This is a genomic window from Pseudomonas sp. LBUM1652, from assembly GCF_059716105.1.
The window spans coordinates 2,957,661-2,974,356 of sequence record NZ_CP166804.1 but is presented as its reverse complement, the minus strand read 5'-3'; the positions used below and the strand labels follow the sequence as shown (position 1 = coordinate 2,974,356).

Sequence of the window (16,696 nt, the reverse complement as noted above, 5' to 3'; positions counted from 1 at the left end):
ACCGCGACTTGTATCTGCCGAGGGCCTGAGGGGTAGCCTTTGCCTCGTTCAATGAGTATAACCTCGCCGATTCGTCTACCCTGAGTTCGCGCCTCACGCCGCCTCTTCAGCCATTTTGACGCTCACGAAACGGAGATTCCCATGCTCAAACGAACCCTGGCTCTGACAGCCGGCCTGGCCCTGTCCTTTTCTGCGCTGGTGTCGCAAGCCGCTGATGTATTGCGGGTCAGTGCGATCCCCGATGAAGCCCCGACCGAGTTGCTGCGCAAGTTCGAGCCACTGGGTGCGTATCTGGAACAGCAATTGGGCATGAAGGTGCAGTTCGTTCCGGTAGCCGACTACCCGGCGGTGGTTGAAGCGCTGGCCACCGACCGTCTCGACATGGCCTGGCTGGGCGGTTTCACCTTTGTTCAGGCGCGTTTGAAGACCGACGCCACCTCCCCGGTGATTCCGCTGGTGCAACGTGAGCAGGACGCGCAGTTCACCAGCAAATTCATCACTGCTGATCCGAGCGTCAAGAGCCTGGCTGACCTCAAAGGCAAGACCTTCGCCTTCGGTTCGGTATCGTCCACCTCCGGCAGTTTGATGCCGCGTTACTTCATGCTGAAAAATGACAACATCAAGCCTGAAGCGTATTTCAGTCGTGTCGCTTATTCCGGCGCTCATGACGCTACCGTCGCCTGGGTGCAGGCCGGCAAGGTCGATGCTGGTGTGTTGAACGCCAGTGTCTGGCAGAAACTGGTAGATGCCGGCAAGGTCGACACCACTAAAGTGAAAGTCTTCGCCACCACCCCGACCTACTTCGATTACAACTGGACCGTGCGTGGCACGCTCGATCCGGCATTGGCGGCGAAGATCAAAAAAGCCTTCCTTGATCTCGACCCGGCCAACCCTGAGCAGAAGAAGATTCTCGATCTGCAAGCAGCCAGCCGTTTCATCGATACCAAGCCTGAAAACTACAAGGGCATCGAGGAAGCCGCCCGCGCTGCCGAACTGCTGAAATGACCTTACGCCTCACCCAAGGCAGCCTGCGCCACGCCAATGGAGTCGACGCCCTGCGCGGCGTCGACTTGAAGATCGGCGTCGGCGAACAGGTCGCCATCATCGGCCCGTCCGGGGCTGGAAAATCGAGTTTGCTCAACCTGCTGGCCACCGCGTTACGGCCCAGCAGCGGTGACATTGAAGTGCTCGGCGAGCGTACCTGGCACTTGTCCGCCCGGCAGCGACAGCGTCTGCGCGCGCGAATCGGCCTGGTGCATCAGGCGCCGCCCCTGCCACCGCGTCAGCGCGTGGTCACGGCGGTATTGGCCGGCAAACTCGGCCAATGGAGTCTGGGCAAAAGCCTGCTGAATCTGTTGCATCCGCTGGACGTGCCCGGCGCTCGCGCGGCGTTGGCGCGCCTGGATCTTGCCGACAAGCTGTTCGCCCCTTGCCAGCAATTGTCCGGCGGCCAATTGCAGCGTGTCGGCATTGCCCGGGTGCTGTATCAGGCGCCGGAGATTCTGCTGGCCGACGAACCGGTTTCGGCGATGGACCCGGTCATGGCCGGGCACACACTGACGATCCTGTCGCGCCACGCCCGCGAACACAACGTCACGTTGGTGGCGAGCCTGCATGCGGTGGATCTGGCGCTGTCGCACTTCCCACGTATCATCGGTTTGCGTGACGGGCAGATTCTGTTCGACAGCCCTTCTGATCAAGTCAGCCACGAGATGCTCGACGCGCTGTACGCCAACGAACAACTGCAATCGCCGACCGCTGCGGTGACGCCTTTGACTGTGCAGATACCACGATGCTGAGCGCCGATTCACGCGACCCCGCTGCGTGGCCGCGACTGCTGCTGACAATCGTGGCGATTGCCTTGTTGTGGCCGGGGATCCAGCTCAGTGAACTGAACCTGGGCGTGCTGCTGCCCGACAGCCAGAATGAAATGGGCCGGTTTGTGGCGCAGTTCTGGCCGCCGGCACACGATGAAGCGTTTTTGCAGTTGTTGTTCAAAGCCACCTTGCAAACTCTGGCGATTGCCACTGCCGGCATGGCGTTGGCGCTGCTGTTGGCCGTCCCCGCCAGCCTGCTCGCCAGTCGCGCCTTGTCGCTGTCTGCGGCCTCACGGGGTGGCGTGCCAAGCCGTTGGGGCCGGTTGCTGCGCTGGCCGGTTCGCGGTGTGTTGATCTTCCTGCGCAGCGTGCCGGAGATCGTCTGGGCATTGCTGTTTGTGCGCGCGGTCGGCCTCGGGCCGGCGGCGGGTGTGCTGGCAATCGCCATCACCTACAGCGGCATGCTCGGCAAGGTCTACGCAGAAATTTTCGAATCCACCGACCAACGTCCGGCCCATGCCTTGTTGCAATCGGGCAGCGGCCGGCTGGCGAGTTTTGCTTACGGCATTCTGCCTAATGTCGGTGCCGAACTGCTGTCGTACACGGTCTATCGCTGGGAATGCGCAATCCGTGCTTCGGTAGTGATGGGGTTTGTCGGTGCCGGCGGCCTGGGCCAGCAGATCGACCTGTCGATCCGCATGTTCGCCGGCGGTGAAGTCGCGAGCATTCTGCTGACCTTCCTGCTGCTGGTGCTGGCGGCCGATCAACTCAGCCGCTTGCTGCGCTGGAGGCTGACGTGAATCGCCTGATCAATCTGTTGCTCATCACGGGTATCGGCGTGGCGGTTTTCGCTTCGTTTGCTTATCTGAGCCTTGATCTTGGCGAACTTGGCAGTGCCACCAGCCTCAAGCAAATGGGCGCATATGTGCAGCGCTTTCTCAGCCCGGATCTGAGCGCCGGTTACCTGAAGGCGATCTTCCACGGTTCGATGGAAACCCTGGCCATGTCGGCCCTCGGCACCCTGCTCGCGGCTGTGTTTGGCATCGTTCTCGCCCTGCCCGCCGCCGGGCGTTTCGGCTGGCCGCTGCAAAGTGCCTCGCGCCTGCTGCTTAACGGCCTGCGGGCGATTCCGGAATTGGTCTGGGCCGCGCTGATGGTGCTCGCCGCCGGCCTCGGCCCGAACGCCGGCACCCTCGCCCTCGCCCTGCACACCACCGGCGTGCTGGGCCGATTGTTCGCCGAAGCACTGGAAAACACCCCGCCGCAGCCCGCCGAAGCGATCCGCTTGCAGGGCGGCAACCCGATCCTCGCCTTCTGCTACGGCACCCTGCCCAACCTCGCCCCGCAACTGCTCGCCTATATGCTGTATCGCTGGGAAAACAATATCCGCATGGCCAGCGTGCTGGGCTTCGTCGGCGCGGGCGGTTTGGGGCAGATGTTGTATGTGAGCCTGAGCCTGTTTCAGGAAGCGCAGGCCAGCACGGTGATTCTGGCGATGCTGGCGCTGGTGTTTGCGGTGGACTGGTTCAGTGCGTGGAGCCGCCAGCGCTGGGTTAAAGCGTAAAAGCAGATGATGGCGAGTGGATATCTAGTAAAAGCTGATTATGCTTCAGGAAACCGCGCACCAATGCGCGGCGGTCAGACTGTGCACGCTTCACCCGACAGCAATGGCGACAGATGCCACAAGGCCAGAGTGCAATAAGCGATATGTGGAACTCCGGCCTACAACAATAAGCACGACGGAGAACACCTATGGCCACAATCGACACAGCATCCACCGGCAGTCCACCCCGCAGCGGCGGCATCACCAAGGAGGAGCGCAAGGTCATCTTTGCCTCGTCCCTTGGCACGGTGTTCGAGTGGTACGACTTTTACCTCTACGGCTCACTCGCGGCGATCATCGCCAAACACTTCTTCGCCGGCGTCAACGAGACCACGGCGTTTATCTTTGCCCTGCTCGCCTTCGCCGCCGGATTCGCCGTGCGGCCGTTTGGCGCGATCGTGTTTGGTCGCCTCGGCGACATGATCGGGCGCAAACACACGTTCCTGATCACCATCGTCATCATGGGTGTCTCTACGGCTATCGTTGGTTTGCTACCGGGCTACGCGACCATCGGTGTCGCCGCGCCCGTGATCCTCATCACCCTGCGATTGCTGCAAGGCCTGGCGCTGGGCGGTGAGTACGGCGGCGCGGCCACTTACGTCGCCGAACATGCGCCACCGGGCAGACGCGGTTTCTTCACTTCATGGATTCAAACTACCGCGACCCTCGGCCTGTTTCTCTCGCTGCTGGTGATCCTGGCCTGCCGCACCGCGCTGGGTACCGAAGCGTTCGAAGCCTGGGGCTGGCGGATTCCGTTTCTGCTGTCGATCCTGCTGTTGATCGTCTCGGTGTATATCCGCCTGCAACTGAGCGAGTCGCCGGTCTTCCAGAAAATGAAGGCCGAAGGCAAGGCGTCCAAGGCGCCGCTGACCGAGTCGTTCGCCCGCTGGGACAACCTCAAAGTGGTGATCATGTCGTTGCTCGGCGGCACGGCCGGCCAAGCCGTGGTCTGGTACACCGGGCAGTTCTACGCGTTGTTCTTCCTCCTGCAGACGCTGAAGATCGACCCGCAAACCGCCAACCTGCTGATCGCCGGCTCACTGCTGATCGGCACACCGTTCTTCGTGATCTTCGGCAGCCTGTCCGACCGTATCGGCCGCAAACCGATCATCATGGTCGGCTGCATTCTGGCCGCGCTGACTTACTTTCCGATCTTTCATGCGCTGACCCAGTACGGTAATCCCGACGTGTTCATCGCTCAGGAGAAAAACCCGGTCAAGGTGATCGCCAATTCCGATCAGTGTTCGTTCCAGTTCGATCCGGTGGGCAAGGCCAAATTCACCAGTTCCTGTGACCTCGCGAAAACGCTACTGGCGAAACGGGCGATCCCTTATGAAAACATCGAGGCCGAACCCGGCACCGTGGCGCAGGTGCGCATTGGCGACAAAGTGATCGAGAGTTTCGAGGGCAGCGCCCTGCCGGCCGCCGACTTCAAGACCCGCAACGATGCCTTTACCGCCAGCCTCGGCACGGCGCTGAAGGACGCCGGTTACCCGGAAAAAGCCGATCCGGCGAAAACCAACTACCCGATGGTGCTGCTCCTGCTGACCATTCTGGTGATCTACGTGACCATGGTTTATGGGCCAATCGCGGCATGGCTGGTCGAACTGTTCCCGACCCGCATCCGCTACACCTCCATGTCACTGCCCTATCACATCGGCAACGGCTGGTTTGGCGGTTTCCTGCCGACCGTGGCGTTCGCGATGGTCGCGGCCACCGGGGATATTTACTACGGCTTGTGGTACCCGATCGTGATTGCGGTGATGACCGCGATACTCGGTACGTTCTTCCTGCCGGAAACCAAGGATCGCGACATTCTCAAAGACTGAGTCCAGCGCTCCGCCCTCTTGTATGGAGGGCGGAGCACAGGCCTCAACGCAGCAACCAGCGTGACAGCAGGCGAGCACTCAACGGCAACATCCAGTAGACCATGTTGAAAGAAATCATCCCGGCCACTGCCACCTTGAACAGCCATCCCGGCCACTGTAGATCTGCCAGTTCCAGCAGCGTCGCCAATCCCCAAGGCATGCTCACCGTTAGCGGCAAGACGACCAGCCATGACAACACCCATTGCTTCCAGCGAACGCCCGTGTGACTGCTCATGGTCGCTGTCGCCTGAGTACCGCCCGTTGATAAATACGATCACGCGCCAACGTCATCGGGTCGTTACTGAGGCTGATACCGTCGAGTAAACGTCCCGGGCTAAATGCCATACGCTGCTGAGCCTCGGCCGGTTCCAGTGCATCAAGACTGAAAATCCCCAGTTCAACTTCCTCGTTCTGACGCGACCACGGGATTGAGCCATCATCGACGGCGTCTCCCGACGCCGCCAGTTGCAGCACCAACCGAATCTTCAACGAGCCCTTGCTCAGTCGCGCGCTGATTTCCTCCTGCAAGTAATCAGCTGGCATCGCAGCCGCTTGGGCATCACTCAACGTTGGCTGCGTTTGCAGGGGTTCGATGCGATAACGGCCAATCAGCTCATCGCCCTCACGATTGATGAACACCAGCGCGTTAACACCGAAGTACTCGAGTGCCACATAGCTACGCGGCGCCGGTTTGGGCGCTTCCAGGAAATGCTGAGCCCGTGGATGGTTCGCCAGAAAGGTTTGCAGTGGCTGGGGATCCGGCGGCGTGGCGACATTGGCGGCAATGCCTTGCAGAAAGCTCAGAAAATCTGCTGGCGTGGACACCGGAAAGCCGTCGAACGAGTGCGCCACGATATCGGTGGACTCGCCGTTCGGCAGGGCAAAACGCACGGCTACCCCCCTCGGGCTGGCCATCGGATCCCCGTCAGCGGTCGCCGGTACACCGCTGAAGTTGGAGAACCGCAGCACCACCGGCACCGTTTGCCCTTGCAGGTGGGCAGCTCGGCTGATGGAGCCGGCGACGCCTGAAGCCTTGAACGTGCCGCTCACCAACAGCCCTTTGGCATGGGTTGCCCTGAATCCGGGGTGACGACCGAACGTTGCATTGAGCGCATCGAGCAAAGCGTCGTACAACCGCTCCTGGGGCATAGCGTGATTCCTTGCTTCAGTGGCGAACACGGCCGAGGACGTTGTCAGCGTCCCGGCCAATACTGTCCCGATCAGTAAGTGTTGCAATCCCATGGCATTCACCCCTGACGCAGGCCGGGATTGAGTGCGATGTGTTTGTACTCGATGAAATCGTCCATCGCCGCCACACCGTTGAGCCGTCCCTGCCCCGATTGCTTGAAACCACCCTCTTCGAACTCGTCGAACACCATAGCCCAATCGTTGACCCAGACAGTGCCGGCCTCCAACTCGCGTGCTACTCGTAGCGAGCGATCGACATCGCGGGTCCACACGCTGGCCGCCAGGCCAAACTCACTGTTGTTGGCCAGTTCGATCGCCTCGGCCTCACTGTCGAAAACCTGCAAGGTCAGTACCGGGCCAAAGGTTTCACGCTGGACGATGGCCATGTCGGCATCACTGACGCGCAACAGCGTTGGCCGATAAAACGCGCCTTTGGCCAAAGGTCCCTGCGTGATAGGACCGCCGCGCACGATGACTTGCGCACCGGCAGCAATCGCCTCATCGACCACTTGGTTGACGCGCTGCACGTTAGCTTTGTCGATCAATGGACCCATTTCGCTGGCGGGATCCGCCGCAGGCCCTACGCGTACAGCCTCAAGGCGTGCTGCCAGGCGCTCAATCAGCGCGGCGGCGATATCGCGCTGAACCAATAACCGCGAACCCGTCATGCAGAATTGACCGGCAAACACCGTCAGGGCTTTGATTAACACCGGCACCGCCATATCAAGGTCGGCGTCGTTGAATACCAGCATCGGGGTCTTGCCACCCAGTTCAAGGCCAAAGCGTTTGAGGTGTTGGGCACCCGCCGCACTGATCGCACGCCCCGTGGTTGTGCTGCCGGTAAAACTGATGACCGGGACCTTTGGTGACTCGACCAGATGGATCGAACCGGCCGCCCCCAACTCGCTGAACAGATTGATGACACCCTTGGGCAGCGACGGCGCCTGGCTCATGATCCACGCGACCAGCGCGTTGGTCTGGGCAGTTTGCCCGGGCACTTTGATCACCGTCGTGCAACCTGCAGCCAACGCCGGGGCCAATGATCGAATCATCAATACCACCGGTGAATTCCACGGCACGATGATCCCCGCAACACCGACGGGCTGGCGCAGCACCAGGGAAATCCTCCCCGGCTTCGGCTCGGCCGCCCGGCCATACTCGGCGCGCACCAATGCGGCGTAGTAACGCAGTTTGGAAGGCACCATGCTCACTTCAAACTCGGCTTCGGGGCGGATCTTGCCGTTCTCCAGCGCCAGTGTGTCGATCAGTTGCCCGGCGTTGCGTTCAAACGCGTCCGCCAGCTCCAGCAGAACCTTGGCGCGCAGGGTGCGATCGTCTTTCCAGGGCGACTCGACGAACGCACGCCGGGCCGCCTCGACGGCTAGTTGTGCTTCTAGCAGACCGCCCTCGGCGTAACGGCCGATCAGCTCATAGGTTGCAGGGTCGATGGAATCGTTGTGAACACCGGAATCGAGCCACAGGCCGTCGATCCAGTTCAAAACCATAGTGTTGTTCATAGAGGCAGCGTCCTGAAGGTTAGGCGTAGAGGCCGGCAATTTTCTCGGCGGTGGCAATCACGGTGAGGTTGGTGGCTACCGACGGCACATCAGGAAAAATCGACGCATCGACAATGCGCAGTCCCTGCACACCGAGTACCCGCGCCTGCAAGTCGACCACTGCACGTGCATCACCCGGGCGCCCCATCGGCGCGGTTGACGTCGGATGGTGATAGGTGTCCAGACTGGCCCTGACGCTGGCCAGTAATGCTTCGTCGGACTCGCTGTCCGCGCCCGGATTAAGCTCGCTGTGGATCAAGGTGTTCAGCGGCGCCGTTGCTCCGATCTTGCGGGCCAGGCGAATACCGTCCAGCAAGCGTTGGCGATCCTCAGGCACGGCGAGGAAATTCAGGTCGATGTTTGGTGCCACCAGCGGATCGCGGCTGGCCAGCGTGACGCTGCCGCGTGATTGCGGTCGGGTCAGTGCGACCGCGAGTACGAAGCCCACGTTTGTAGGGCTTTGATCGTGAGGAAACAGGTGCGTAGCAGTGATGTGCAGATCTAGATCCCCCTTCTCGGCACTGCGGCTGTGGGTCCACAACTTGGCACCGATCACCGGCGATTGCCGACCGATCAGCTCTGCGCGGGCGGCATAGGCGTTGTAGTAGAACGGGTGATCCATCAGGCTTTGGCCCACCGGCAAATCCGCGACCAGGGGAATCTGCAGCGCGTGCAGATCCTCGGCCGGGCCGATGCCGGAGCGCAGCAGAATCGCCGCACTGCCATAGCTGCCCGCGCAAAGAATCACCTCGCGGGCCAGCAACTGCGAGCCATCGCTCAACTGCACACCGATGGCTTGCTGACCCTCGAAGAGGACTTTGTCCACCAGACTGTCCGCGCGGATCTGCAGGTTGCTGCGGACACGCACCTGCTCCGTGAGATAAGCCATACCGGTGTTGATGCGCACGCCATCGACGATATTCATCGGGTACGGACCGACGCCATTGGCATCAGCGCCGTCAAAGTCATCGATGATCTTGTAGCCGTAAGCGAACGTGGCCTGAATAAACGCCCGCTGCATCGGCGTGACGTCCAGGTTGTTCAGTTGATGAACCGGCAGCGGTCCCTCACTACCATGCAAATCGCTGGCACCCCGGCTGTGGCTTTCCAGTTTTTTGAAGGCGGGCAACAAGTCTTCATAGCTCCACCCCGGCAGGTCCCAGCGCTCGAAATCGCTGGCACGGGCACGGATGGCCACGGCGCCATTGATCGCCGAACTGCCCCCCAGCACCTTGCCGCGCAAGGCGCCGATGGGATGTTCGATGTAGCCGGGGCGAGTCTTGTAACCCCACTCGAACTGCGCACTGCCGTTGGCCCCGACAATGTCGCTGCTGGCCACAACGTCGGGGTACTCGCTCGGTACGAAGCTGTGGCCCGCCTCCAGCAACAACACCTGGCGCTGCTTGTTCTCACTGAGCCGACGCGCCATTACCGCGCCAGCCGAGCCGCCGCCGACAATAAGCACGTCAACTGTATCAAGGGTGTTCTTCATGCATGTCTTCCCTGTCAGGCGCTCGAGATGGCGCCTTTCAGGGAAAGCATAGGGAACGGCAAGAGGCCTCATAAGCAGGCAAAAAACGAATCAGGGTTTCGTGAATTGCGAACGACTCAGCCCGCTTGTCGTGCATGCGCGGCAAGCATTTGCTCCCACTCCGGCGGACTACCGATCTGTTCCGCGAGAAAACTCGCCAGTGCCTGTAGCTTGGGCGACGCGCGCTGCGATTGTCGGTACACCGTCGAGATATTGCCGCCACGTGGCGCGTAAGGCGCCAACACCTCTTGCAACTCGCCGGCGACAATCGATTGTGCAGCCAGAAACGTTGGCAGAATCGCCAGGCCCATGCCGGCTTTGGCCGCTTCCATGAGTTGATGAGCATTGTTGGTACGCAGGCGGCAACGCACGCGAAACGACTCAAGCGTGTTGTTCACGGGCAAGGTCCACATGCCATGCGGCTCGCGGTTCACATACAGCATCGCGAAATGTCGAGACAGTTCCTGAGGGGTTTGCGGCGTGCCATGCGCCGCCAGATAGTCAGGACTGGCGCAAATGATGTGGCGATTGGGCGTGATGGTTTTCGCCACCAGCGAGGAGTCTGGCAACTCACCGATGCGAATGGCCGCGTCGAAACGCTCTTCGTGCAGATTGACATGGCGGTCGTCAAACTCTACGTCAAGTTGCAACTGCGGATAGCGCACGGCAAACGACGACAGAATGGGCGTCAGATAGCGAATACTGAACGCCATGGGTGCGGCCAGTCGCAGGCTTCCGTGCAACCTCGACTGGAACGCCAGAACCGCGTCTTCAGCATCATCGACCTCCGACAGGATGCGCACGCAATAGCGGTAGAACACCTCGCCCGACTCAGTCAGGCGTGCGTGCCGTCCGCGTTCCAGCAAAATACTGCCCAGACGTTTTTCCAGTTGCTGCAGCCGCTGGCTGACCATTGATTTGGCCGTGCCCAGGCGCCGGGCGGCTTCGGAAATACTGCCGGTGTCGACCACCGTCACAAAAGAATGCATCTCACAGAGTTTGTTCAAGTTATAGATCCAGAGAGACAGAAAAAACCTGCGCAACCGGTGCGCAGGCCTCCATGACGGTTCAGGCTGATGCACGATATTGTTTGAGGGTATCGGACAACTTTTCCGCCATCATGATGACGGTCGGATTGAGGTTGATCAGCGGGATCTCCGGGAATATTGACGCATCAATGACGCGCAACCCCGCTACCCCGTAAACCCGGCCCTGTTCATCAACCACCGCGTCGGGGTCATCCGGCAAACCCATCGGCGCGGTTGAACACGGATGCTGCAACGTGCCCACACCAGTCGCCAGTGCACGGCGAATTTGCTCGTCGCTGTTGTCCACCGACGGGCCGGGATACAACTCTTCCACGATCAGGCTTTTTAGCGGCTCGGTCCGGGCCAGTTGCCGGGCCAGGCGAAAACACTCGACCATGCGGTTCATGTCCTCCTCAGTGGTCAGGTGGTTGAGCTCAATGATCGGCGCCACATTCGGGTCGCGACTGTTCAGGCGAATACGGCCGTGGGAGGTGCAGTGCATCAGTTCCAGCCCCAGCGAAAAAGCAACGCCGGTCGGGCTGCTGGCAGGGTCAAGCAAGTGCGAGGGTGAAATACCAATGTCGAGTTCTTTGTCGGAGCCGGCAAAGCAAGAGTGGGTCCACAGTTGCGCGCCGATCACTGGATGATCCTGACCTTTCAACGATGACTGGCCACTGAAGTTCATCCAGTAAAAAGCGTGATCCAGCAATCGCATGCCCACCGGGGCGTCCTTGACCACCGAAATCTCCAACTTTTGCAAATCGGCACGGGGCCCGATCCCTGACCGCAGCAGGATGGCCGCCGAGCCGTAAGCACCCGCGCTTAGAATCACCTCCTGGCCGTGGACATGCTGCCCGTCAGCCAATTTCACCGACTGAACCTTGCCGTGGTTGATCTCGATTTTATCGACCAGTGTTTCATCCAGAATGTGCAGGTTCTCACGGGCGCGCACTTCACGGGTGAGGTACGCCATGCCGGTATTGACCCGGACACCATTGATCACGTTCATCGGGTTGGGACCCGCGCCGTTGTTGGCCAAGGGGTTATTGAAATCATCCACTTTGTTAGCGCCACAGGCCCATGCGGCCTCAAGCATCGCGCGCTGTACCGGGGTGATATAGTCCAGGGACATCTGGTGAATAGGCAACGGCCCACTACGACCATGCCATCTATCGTCGCCGTGGGGCGCGCGCTCCATCTTTTTGTAGTACGGCAGCACCTCGTCAAAGCTCCAACCCTTCAGACCTTTGGCGGTAAAACGGGCGAAGTCGAAAGGCAACGCTCGACAAGCGACCGCGCCGTTGATCGCCGAACTACCGCCGAGCAGTTTGCCCCGTGGTGCATAAACGGCCTGCGGCTGCTCGATCGGTGTCGCGAAATAGCCCCATTCATAGCGGGCATCGCCATTGGCGGCGATGACGTTGCTGCTGTAGCTTTGTTCCGGGTACTCATCCGGCGCAAACGCCCGCCCCGCCTCGACCAACAGCACATTACACTGGCGGTCTTCCGACAGCCGCGCCGCCAACACGGCGCCGGCAGAACCGCCGCCCAGAATCACGAAGTCGAAAACCTTTTCATCGATCGTCATTTAACGTCCATTTTCTACGGGTGACTTGAGTGGATACCGCTTGCCGGCCACGCCGAGGCGGTCGTTCAACGGCCGCAATCTAAAGCCCCCGTTGCCAGGCGCGGTAGTCGCAAAAAACGGGCTGCTGATTCCCATACAAGGAACGATCAGCCTTGTATAGTTGGCGCCTTCTGACTGAATGGATTTCGACCGTGCTGGATCTCAATGACCTTCAGTACTTCGTTATGGTGGTGGACCACGGCGGTTTCGCGCCCACCGCACGTGCGCTGGGTATTCCTAAATCCAACCTGAGCCGGCGCATCGCGCAGCTCGAAGAACGGCTTGGTGTGCGTCTGATCATCCGTAACACCCGAAACTTCTCGGTGACGGAACTGGGGCAGACCTATTACGACCGTTGCCGCGCAATGCTCAAGGAAGCCGAAGCCGCAGAAGCAGCGATTGCCATGACCCACACCGAGCCGGGTGGCGTGCTGCGTGTCACCTGTCCGACGGTGCTGCTGGAGGAATGTGTTGGCGCGATCATTACGCGGTTCATGGCCATGTACCCACGCATGGAAGTGCACCTGGAAGCCAGTGATCGCCAGGTCGATGTGGTTGCCGAGGGTATTGATCTGGCATTGAGGGTTCGTCCCCTGCCACTTCAGGACTCCAATCTGGTAAGCCGCGTCATGTCGCAACGGCCGCAATGCCTGGTCGCCAGTCCAACGCTTTTGAACCGCTTGGGCACACCAGACGGACCAGAAGATCTAGCGCGCTTTCCCAGCGTTCATCACGGCAGTCCACAGCGAGACTACAACTGGACGCTGTTCCATGACGATGGCTCGGAATTCACCCTGCAACATCGACCACAGCTCATTACCAAAGGCCTGCCGATGTTGCGCTGCGCGGCTATCGACAGCATCGGCGTCGCACAAATGCCAATGTCACTGGTACACGACTACATCGAGCGCGGGGAACTGGCCGTGGTTTTGCCGGACTGGGCACCCAGAACAGAAATGATTCACGCCGTATTTGCGACAAGGCAAGGGATGCTGCCTTCAACACGGTTACTGCTGGATTTCATGCTTGAGCAGTTTCGTCTCTTAGATGATCCGATGCGAGGCATGAAAAAAATGCCCACTGCTTGAAGGGCTGATTGTGAATAGGAGTCGCTATGACCGCACCCGGGAACTCGGCTGCGCCACCAGCCCGCCGTCAACATAGACCTGTTGCACACCCTGTTGCGCCAGTTCTCCCATCAATTGTTCGGGAGTGAGATTCGAAAATCGCACCCTCCCCTGCAACGTCTCGGGAACTTGGGGATTGGACAGATTGGGCCATTGGTCTCGCGCAAAGTTTATATGCCGTTAATTCACTGCCCCTGAAAAAGATCGAACGCTCGCCGCGGCCCCTCCTCCAATGTTTACACCCACGGAGGTCAACGATATGAACAGCAACGACAACAAACCCCCGAACGCCCCGCCTACCGATACGTCCGGCAGACCAGTGAATGTGGTAGAGCGAGATCTTGAGGACAGGGACGATGACACCAAGACGGTGGATGATATCGTCACGCCATCGTCGACTCCTGTCAAAGAGCAGGATGCCGAGGAGTTGCAGCGCAAGATCGATGAGATTGAGCGCAAGGTGGCGGATGGGAATTGAGGTTCGCGGACTCAATTGGATTTCCCCCCTCACCCCAGTCCAAGACTCCAGCCTGCACAGCCGATGAAAAACAAATGGGTATCTCCGTTTTCCAATGTAGGAGCTGCCGCAGGCTGCGATCTTTGTTTTTCAAGATCAAAAGATCGCAGCCTGCGGCAGCTCCTATAGAGGTCGTGTCCCGGTGCTGGGGGTTATTTTTTGCGGGTATCCAAAAATCCGCGTGACGCTCCATTGGCTGAGCCGCTCAACCAGAAAATCTCCTACTGTCGTCGTCATCTTGTTCCTCGTCCTTCACCGGTGCATGAAGCATTCCCGGCAGCGCATCCGCCGGGAGGTGTAAGGGTCTGGACAGTTGGGCTGACGGCGAAGTTTCGATTGATTGTCCGGGAACAGGTCAGCGCGGGAGGTGCGGATGCACAGTCAACGCCACCAGTTTGATCACGATGGGCCGCACGACGAGGATGCACAGGAATGCCACCGGCATCGCCAGCTTATAGGCATGCAACGTATTACTCAGGTAGTTGTTATCAATGCCGGAGTTGGAGGCCGTGATCACCAACGACATGAGGAACGCCATGATTGTCGCCATATACAACGCGAACACATAGGGTGTCGCACGCGCTGACAGCTTGCGCCGGTTGACGTACAAGGCATCGGAGCTCGTTCTTTGATTCATATGGCTTTTCCATCCATTGACAGGGAGCGGGCACCTTAGCAAAGCCGATTGCCCTCAACTAGACGGCTACCCGTAGGTGCTTTATAAAGCAGAACTTACGAATCAACCCCTATTGCGCAGGCCATGGATGAATCTGTTTGCGGCGATTGCCAGTTTTATCAAAGTGGTGGAATCGGGTTCCATCGTCGGCGCCGCGAAAACTCTGGGCGTCAGTGCGGCAGCGGTGAGCCAGACGATCAATCGGCTGGAAGCACACCTGGGCGTGCGCCTGTTGCAACGCACGACGCGCAGCATGGCGCTGACTGAAAACGGCGCGGTGTATTACGACAAGGTCAAGCGCATCGCGGCGGATCTGGAGTCGGCGCAAAGCTCGATCAGCGATGAAGAAACCGAACTGCAAGGCAGACTGAGTATCGCTTCCACCGCTGCGTTTGGACGCCATGTGCTGGCACCTCTGATCGCCGGCTTCGCCGCACAACACCCGCGTCTGCTCATTGAGTTGTCGACCACCGACGGCAAGATCAACCACATCCAGGACGGCATCGATCTGAGCCTGCGGATCAAGCCACAACTGGAAGATGGCATCGTTGCGCGCAAGATCGTCTCCTTGCCCTTCATCTTCTGCGCAGCCCCTGCTTATCTGGAGCGCGCCGGCGTACCGCAATCGCCGGACGATCTGCAAAACCACGCGTGCCTGGCGTTTCGTTACCCGCTGGACGGACGCTTTTTGCGCTGGAGTTTTCTGCGTGACGGCCAGCGTTACGACGCGAGCATCAATGCCACCGCCATCAGCGACGACATCGACGCACTGACGCAGATGGCAATCAGCGGCGCGGGGATTACTCGGCTGGCAGAATTCGTCGCTGCACCTTATCTGGCAAGCGGCCAACTGCTGCCGCTGTTCGAACAGCGCGATAACGCAACACACGCGGTGGTCGAGCCGATGGAGATTTACGCCTGTGTGCAGGAGCGTGCGGCGATGACCGGCAAGGCCAAGGCCTTCATGGATTATTTGACGGAGCATTTGAACGTACGCTGGCCGATAGAGGAAATTGTCGCCGGGGCGCTCGAAGACACTCGCTGAAACGCTCGGGTTGAGGCAAAGTCCACCTCGCCAATCGGCCCCATCACGGAAGATAAAAACAATGAAAAAAGCCCTCGGTTCTCTGCTGCTCATTTGCCTGAGCACCAGCGCATTCGCTGACGAAAACCCGATCGGTTTCCAGAGCCTCAAGTTGCCGGACGCGAACAATGAACGCCCGCTGGAAATGGTCGTCTGGTACCCCGCCGGTGCAAGCACTGCCACACCAAAACTGATCGCCGACAATCCGGCGTTTGTCGGTGTCCTGGCTGTCGACAATGCGCCACCCGTCAGCGGCGAGCATCCATTGGTGGTGCTCTCCCACGGTTACCGCGGCAATTGGGGCAACCAGGCGTGGCTGGCCAGTTCACTGGCGCAGCAGGGTTACATCGTCGCGGCAGTCAATCATCCCGGCAGTACCACCCATGACCGCAGCCCTGAAGCGGCGGCGCAGTTATGGCAGCGCCCCGTGGACATCAGCCGAGCCATCGATGCGGTGACGGCTCAACCGGAAAAGTTCGGCGCAGTCGCGCAGCGTCGTATTGCCGTCGCGGGCCACTCACTGGGCGGCTGGACCGGCCTGGAAATCGCCGGCGCTCGTTTCGACACAGAGCTTTATGCACGGGAATGCAAAGTCCATTCGCAACTGGCCAGTTGCTCGGTTTACCAACAGATGAATCCCGCCAGCAACCCGGCATCGAAGGCTCGACTGGCCGCCGATTTACGCGATAAGCGCGTGACGGCCGTGGTTTCGCTGGATCTGGGCCTGTCACGCGGCTTCACCGATGACAGCCTCGCGGCGCTGCAAGTGCCGGTGTTGGTGATTGCCGCAGGCGTGCCGTCCCAAGACTTACCCGCCGAGTTGGAATCCGCCGACCTGGCCAAGCGTCTGCCGAAAACCTCCAGCCAGTATGTCGAGATCAGCGACGCCAGCCATTTCAGTTTTCTGTCGCTGTGCAAACCCGGCGCGATCGCAATGCTCGAAGAAGACGCCCCCGGTGACGGCATCATCTGCACCGATGGCGACGGCGGACGTCCACGCCCGGTGATCCAGGCGCAGACGATTGCGCTGATTACCGAGTTTTTGGACAGGTCTGCCGGCAACGTGAAATAACC

The 16,696-nt window shown here is 60.0% G+C and carries 16 protein-coding genes; 9 read left to right on the top strand and 7 right to left on the bottom strand.

Annotation, left to right across the window (positions count from 1 at the left end; genetic code table 11):
* Window positions 1-141 precede the first annotated feature (141 nt).
* From ACA069_RS13500 to ACA069_RS13480, 5 genes are all read left to right on the top strand, one after another.
* A complete protein-coding gene (locus ACA069_RS13500) occupies window positions 142-1,005 on the top strand; it encodes a putative selenate ABC transporter substrate-binding protein (RefSeq protein WP_497617982.1) in 864 nt (287 codons plus the stop codon).
* Window positions 1,002-1,799 (top strand): phosphonate ABC transporter ATP-binding protein, encoded by a 798-nt coding sequence (locus ACA069_RS13495; protein ID WP_497617981.1) that lies wholly within the window; start codon window positions 1,002-1,004, stop codon window positions 1,797-1,799. The genes ACA069_RS13500 and ACA069_RS13495 overlap by 4 nt, the downstream gene beginning before the upstream one ends.
* Window positions 1,793-2,617, top strand: a complete 825-nt coding sequence (locus ACA069_RS13490) for a PhnE/PtxC family ABC transporter permease (protein WP_497617980.1) — start codon at window positions 1,793-1,795, stop codon at window positions 2,615-2,617. Before ACA069_RS13495 ends, ACA069_RS13490 begins: the two co-directional genes overlap by 7 nt.
* A complete protein-coding gene (phnE, locus tag ACA069_RS13485; protein WP_497617979.1) occupies window positions 2,614-3,381 on the top strand; it encodes a phosphonate ABC transporter, permease protein PhnE in 768 nt (255 codons plus the stop codon). The genes ACA069_RS13490 and phnE overlap by 4 nt, the downstream gene beginning before the upstream one ends.
* A gap of 188 nt (window positions 3,382-3,569) precedes the next feature.
* Complete coding sequence (locus tag ACA069_RS13480; protein ID WP_401264904.1) at window positions 3,570-5,249, top strand: MFS transporter; 1,680 nt, start codon at window positions 3,570-3,572, stop codon at window positions 5,247-5,249.
* 43 nt (window positions 5,250-5,292) lie between these two features.
* On the opposite strand, the gene ACA069_RS13475 is transcribed toward ACA069_RS13480, so the two are convergent.
* The 6 genes from ACA069_RS13475 to ACA069_RS13450 all read right to left on the bottom strand — a co-directional run bounded on the left by ACA069_RS13475 (window position 5,293) and on the right by ACA069_RS13450 (window position 12,179).
* Entirely contained in the window at window positions 5,293-5,523 is a 231-nt protein-coding gene (locus tag ACA069_RS13475; protein ID WP_489879757.1) for a putative antibiotic biosynthesis monooxygenase, read from the bottom strand.
* A complete protein-coding gene (locus ACA069_RS13470; protein WP_497617978.1) occupies window positions 5,520-6,437 on the bottom strand; it encodes a catalase family peroxidase in 918 nt (305 codons plus the stop codon). Before ACA069_RS13470 ends, ACA069_RS13475 begins: the two co-directional genes overlap by 4 nt.
* Window positions 6,438-6,535: 98 nt before the next feature.
* Complete coding sequence (locus tag ACA069_RS13465; RefSeq protein ID WP_497617977.1) at window positions 6,536-7,993, bottom strand: aldehyde dehydrogenase family protein; 1,458 nt, start codon at window positions 7,991-7,993, stop codon at window positions 6,536-6,538.
* 19 nt (window positions 7,994-8,012) lie between these two features.
* Window positions 8,013-9,524: a GMC family oxidoreductase gene (locus ACA069_RS13460; protein WP_497617976.1), complete on the bottom strand. Its 1,512-nt coding sequence runs from the start codon at window positions 9,522-9,524 to the stop codon at window positions 8,013-8,015.
* A gap of 116 nt (window positions 9,525-9,640) precedes the next feature.
* On the bottom strand, window positions 9,641-10,570 hold the full coding sequence (locus tag ACA069_RS13455; protein ID WP_497617975.1) for a LysR family transcriptional regulator: 930 nt from the start codon (window positions 10,568-10,570) through the stop codon (window positions 9,641-9,643).
* 61 nt (window positions 10,571-10,631) lie between these two features.
* Window positions 10,632-12,179 (bottom strand): GMC family oxidoreductase, encoded by a 1,548-nt coding sequence (locus ACA069_RS13450; protein WP_489879752.1) that lies wholly within the window; start codon window positions 12,177-12,179, stop codon window positions 10,632-10,634.
* Between the two features lie 191 nt (window positions 12,180-12,370).
* Here ACA069_RS13450 and ACA069_RS13445 point away from each other — a divergent pair, with 191 nt between their 5' ends.
* Both ACA069_RS13445 and ACA069_RS13440 read left to right on the top strand, forming a co-directional pair.
* Window positions 12,371-13,306 carry a LysR substrate-binding domain-containing protein gene (locus ACA069_RS13445; protein ID WP_489879751.1) on the top strand — a complete coding sequence of 312 codons (936 nt, stop codon included), beginning with the start codon at window positions 12,371-12,373 and terminating at the stop codon, window positions 13,304-13,306.
* A gap of 298 nt (window positions 13,307-13,604) precedes the next feature.
* Entirely contained in the window at window positions 13,605-13,823 is a 219-nt protein-coding gene (locus ACA069_RS13440; RefSeq protein ID WP_489879750.1) for a hypothetical protein, read from the top strand.
* Window positions 13,824-14,217: 394 nt separating this feature from the next.
* Here the strand turns inward: ACA069_RS13440 and ACA069_RS13435 are convergent, their stop codons facing one another.
* On the bottom strand, window positions 14,218-14,499 hold the full coding sequence (locus tag ACA069_RS13435; RefSeq protein ID WP_401264899.1) for a DUF2798 domain-containing protein: 282 nt from the start codon (window positions 14,497-14,499) through the stop codon (window positions 14,218-14,220).
* 127 nt (window positions 14,500-14,626) lie between these two features.
* Here ACA069_RS13435 and ACA069_RS13430 point away from each other — a divergent pair, with 127 nt between their 5' ends.
* Together ACA069_RS13430 and ACA069_RS13425 are read left to right on the top strand one after the other, a co-directional pair.
* Window positions 14,627-15,583 (top strand): LysR family transcriptional regulator, encoded by a 957-nt coding sequence (locus ACA069_RS13430; RefSeq protein ID WP_497617973.1) that lies wholly within the window; start codon window positions 14,627-14,629, stop codon window positions 15,581-15,583.
* Window positions 15,584-15,644: 61 nt separating this feature from the next.
* Complete coding sequence (locus ACA069_RS13425; RefSeq protein WP_497617971.1) at window positions 15,645-16,694, top strand: alpha/beta hydrolase family protein; 1,050 nt, start codon at window positions 15,645-15,647, stop codon at window positions 16,692-16,694.
* Window positions 16,695-16,696: the final 2 nt, after the last annotated feature.

Coding starts and splice junctions, on each gene's coding strand:
- ACA069_RS13440 (WP_489879750.1), top strand. CDS start 13,605: ATGAACAGCAACGACAACAAACCCCCGAACGCCCCGCCTACCGATACG.
- ACA069_RS13430 (WP_497617973.1), top strand. CDS start 14,627: ATGAATCTGTTTGCGGCGATTGCCAGTTTTATCAAAGTGGTGGAATCG.
- ACA069_RS13435 (WP_401264899.1), bottom strand. CDS start 14,499: ATGAATCAAAGAACGAGCTCCGATGCCTTGTACGTCAACCGGCGCAAG.
- ACA069_RS13470 (WP_497617978.1), bottom strand. CDS start 6,437: ATGCCCCAGGAGCGGTTGTACGACGCTTTGCTCGATGCGCTCAATGCA.
- ACA069_RS13500 (WP_497617982.1), top strand. CDS start 142: ATGCTCAAACGAACCCTGGCTCTGACAGCCGGCCTGGCCCTGTCCTTT.
- ACA069_RS13450 (WP_489879752.1), bottom strand. CDS start 12,179: ATGACGATCGATGAAAAGGTTTTCGACTTCGTGATTCTGGGCGGCGGT.
- ACA069_RS13495 (WP_497617981.1), top strand. CDS start 1,002: ATGACCTTACGCCTCACCCAAGGCAGCCTGCGCCACGCCAATGGAGTC.
- ACA069_RS13425 (WP_497617971.1), top strand. CDS start 15,645: ATGAAAAAAGCCCTCGGTTCTCTGCTGCTCATTTGCCTGAGCACCAGC.
- ACA069_RS13460 (WP_497617976.1), bottom strand. CDS start 9,524: ATGAAGAACACCCTTGATACAGTTGACGTGCTTATTGTCGGCGGCGGC.
- ACA069_RS13480 (WP_401264904.1), top strand. CDS start 3,570: ATGGCCACAATCGACACAGCATCCACCGGCAGTCCACCCCGCAGCGGC.
- ACA069_RS13465 (WP_497617977.1), bottom strand. CDS start 7,993: ATGAACAACACTATGGTTTTGAACTGGATCGACGGCCTGTGGCTCGAT.
- ACA069_RS13475 (WP_489879757.1), bottom strand. CDS start 5,523: ATGAGCAGTCACACGGGCGTTCGCTGGAAGCAATGGGTGTTGTCATGG.
- ACA069_RS13490 (WP_497617980.1), top strand. CDS start 1,793: ATGCTGAGCGCCGATTCACGCGACCCCGCTGCGTGGCCGCGACTGCTG.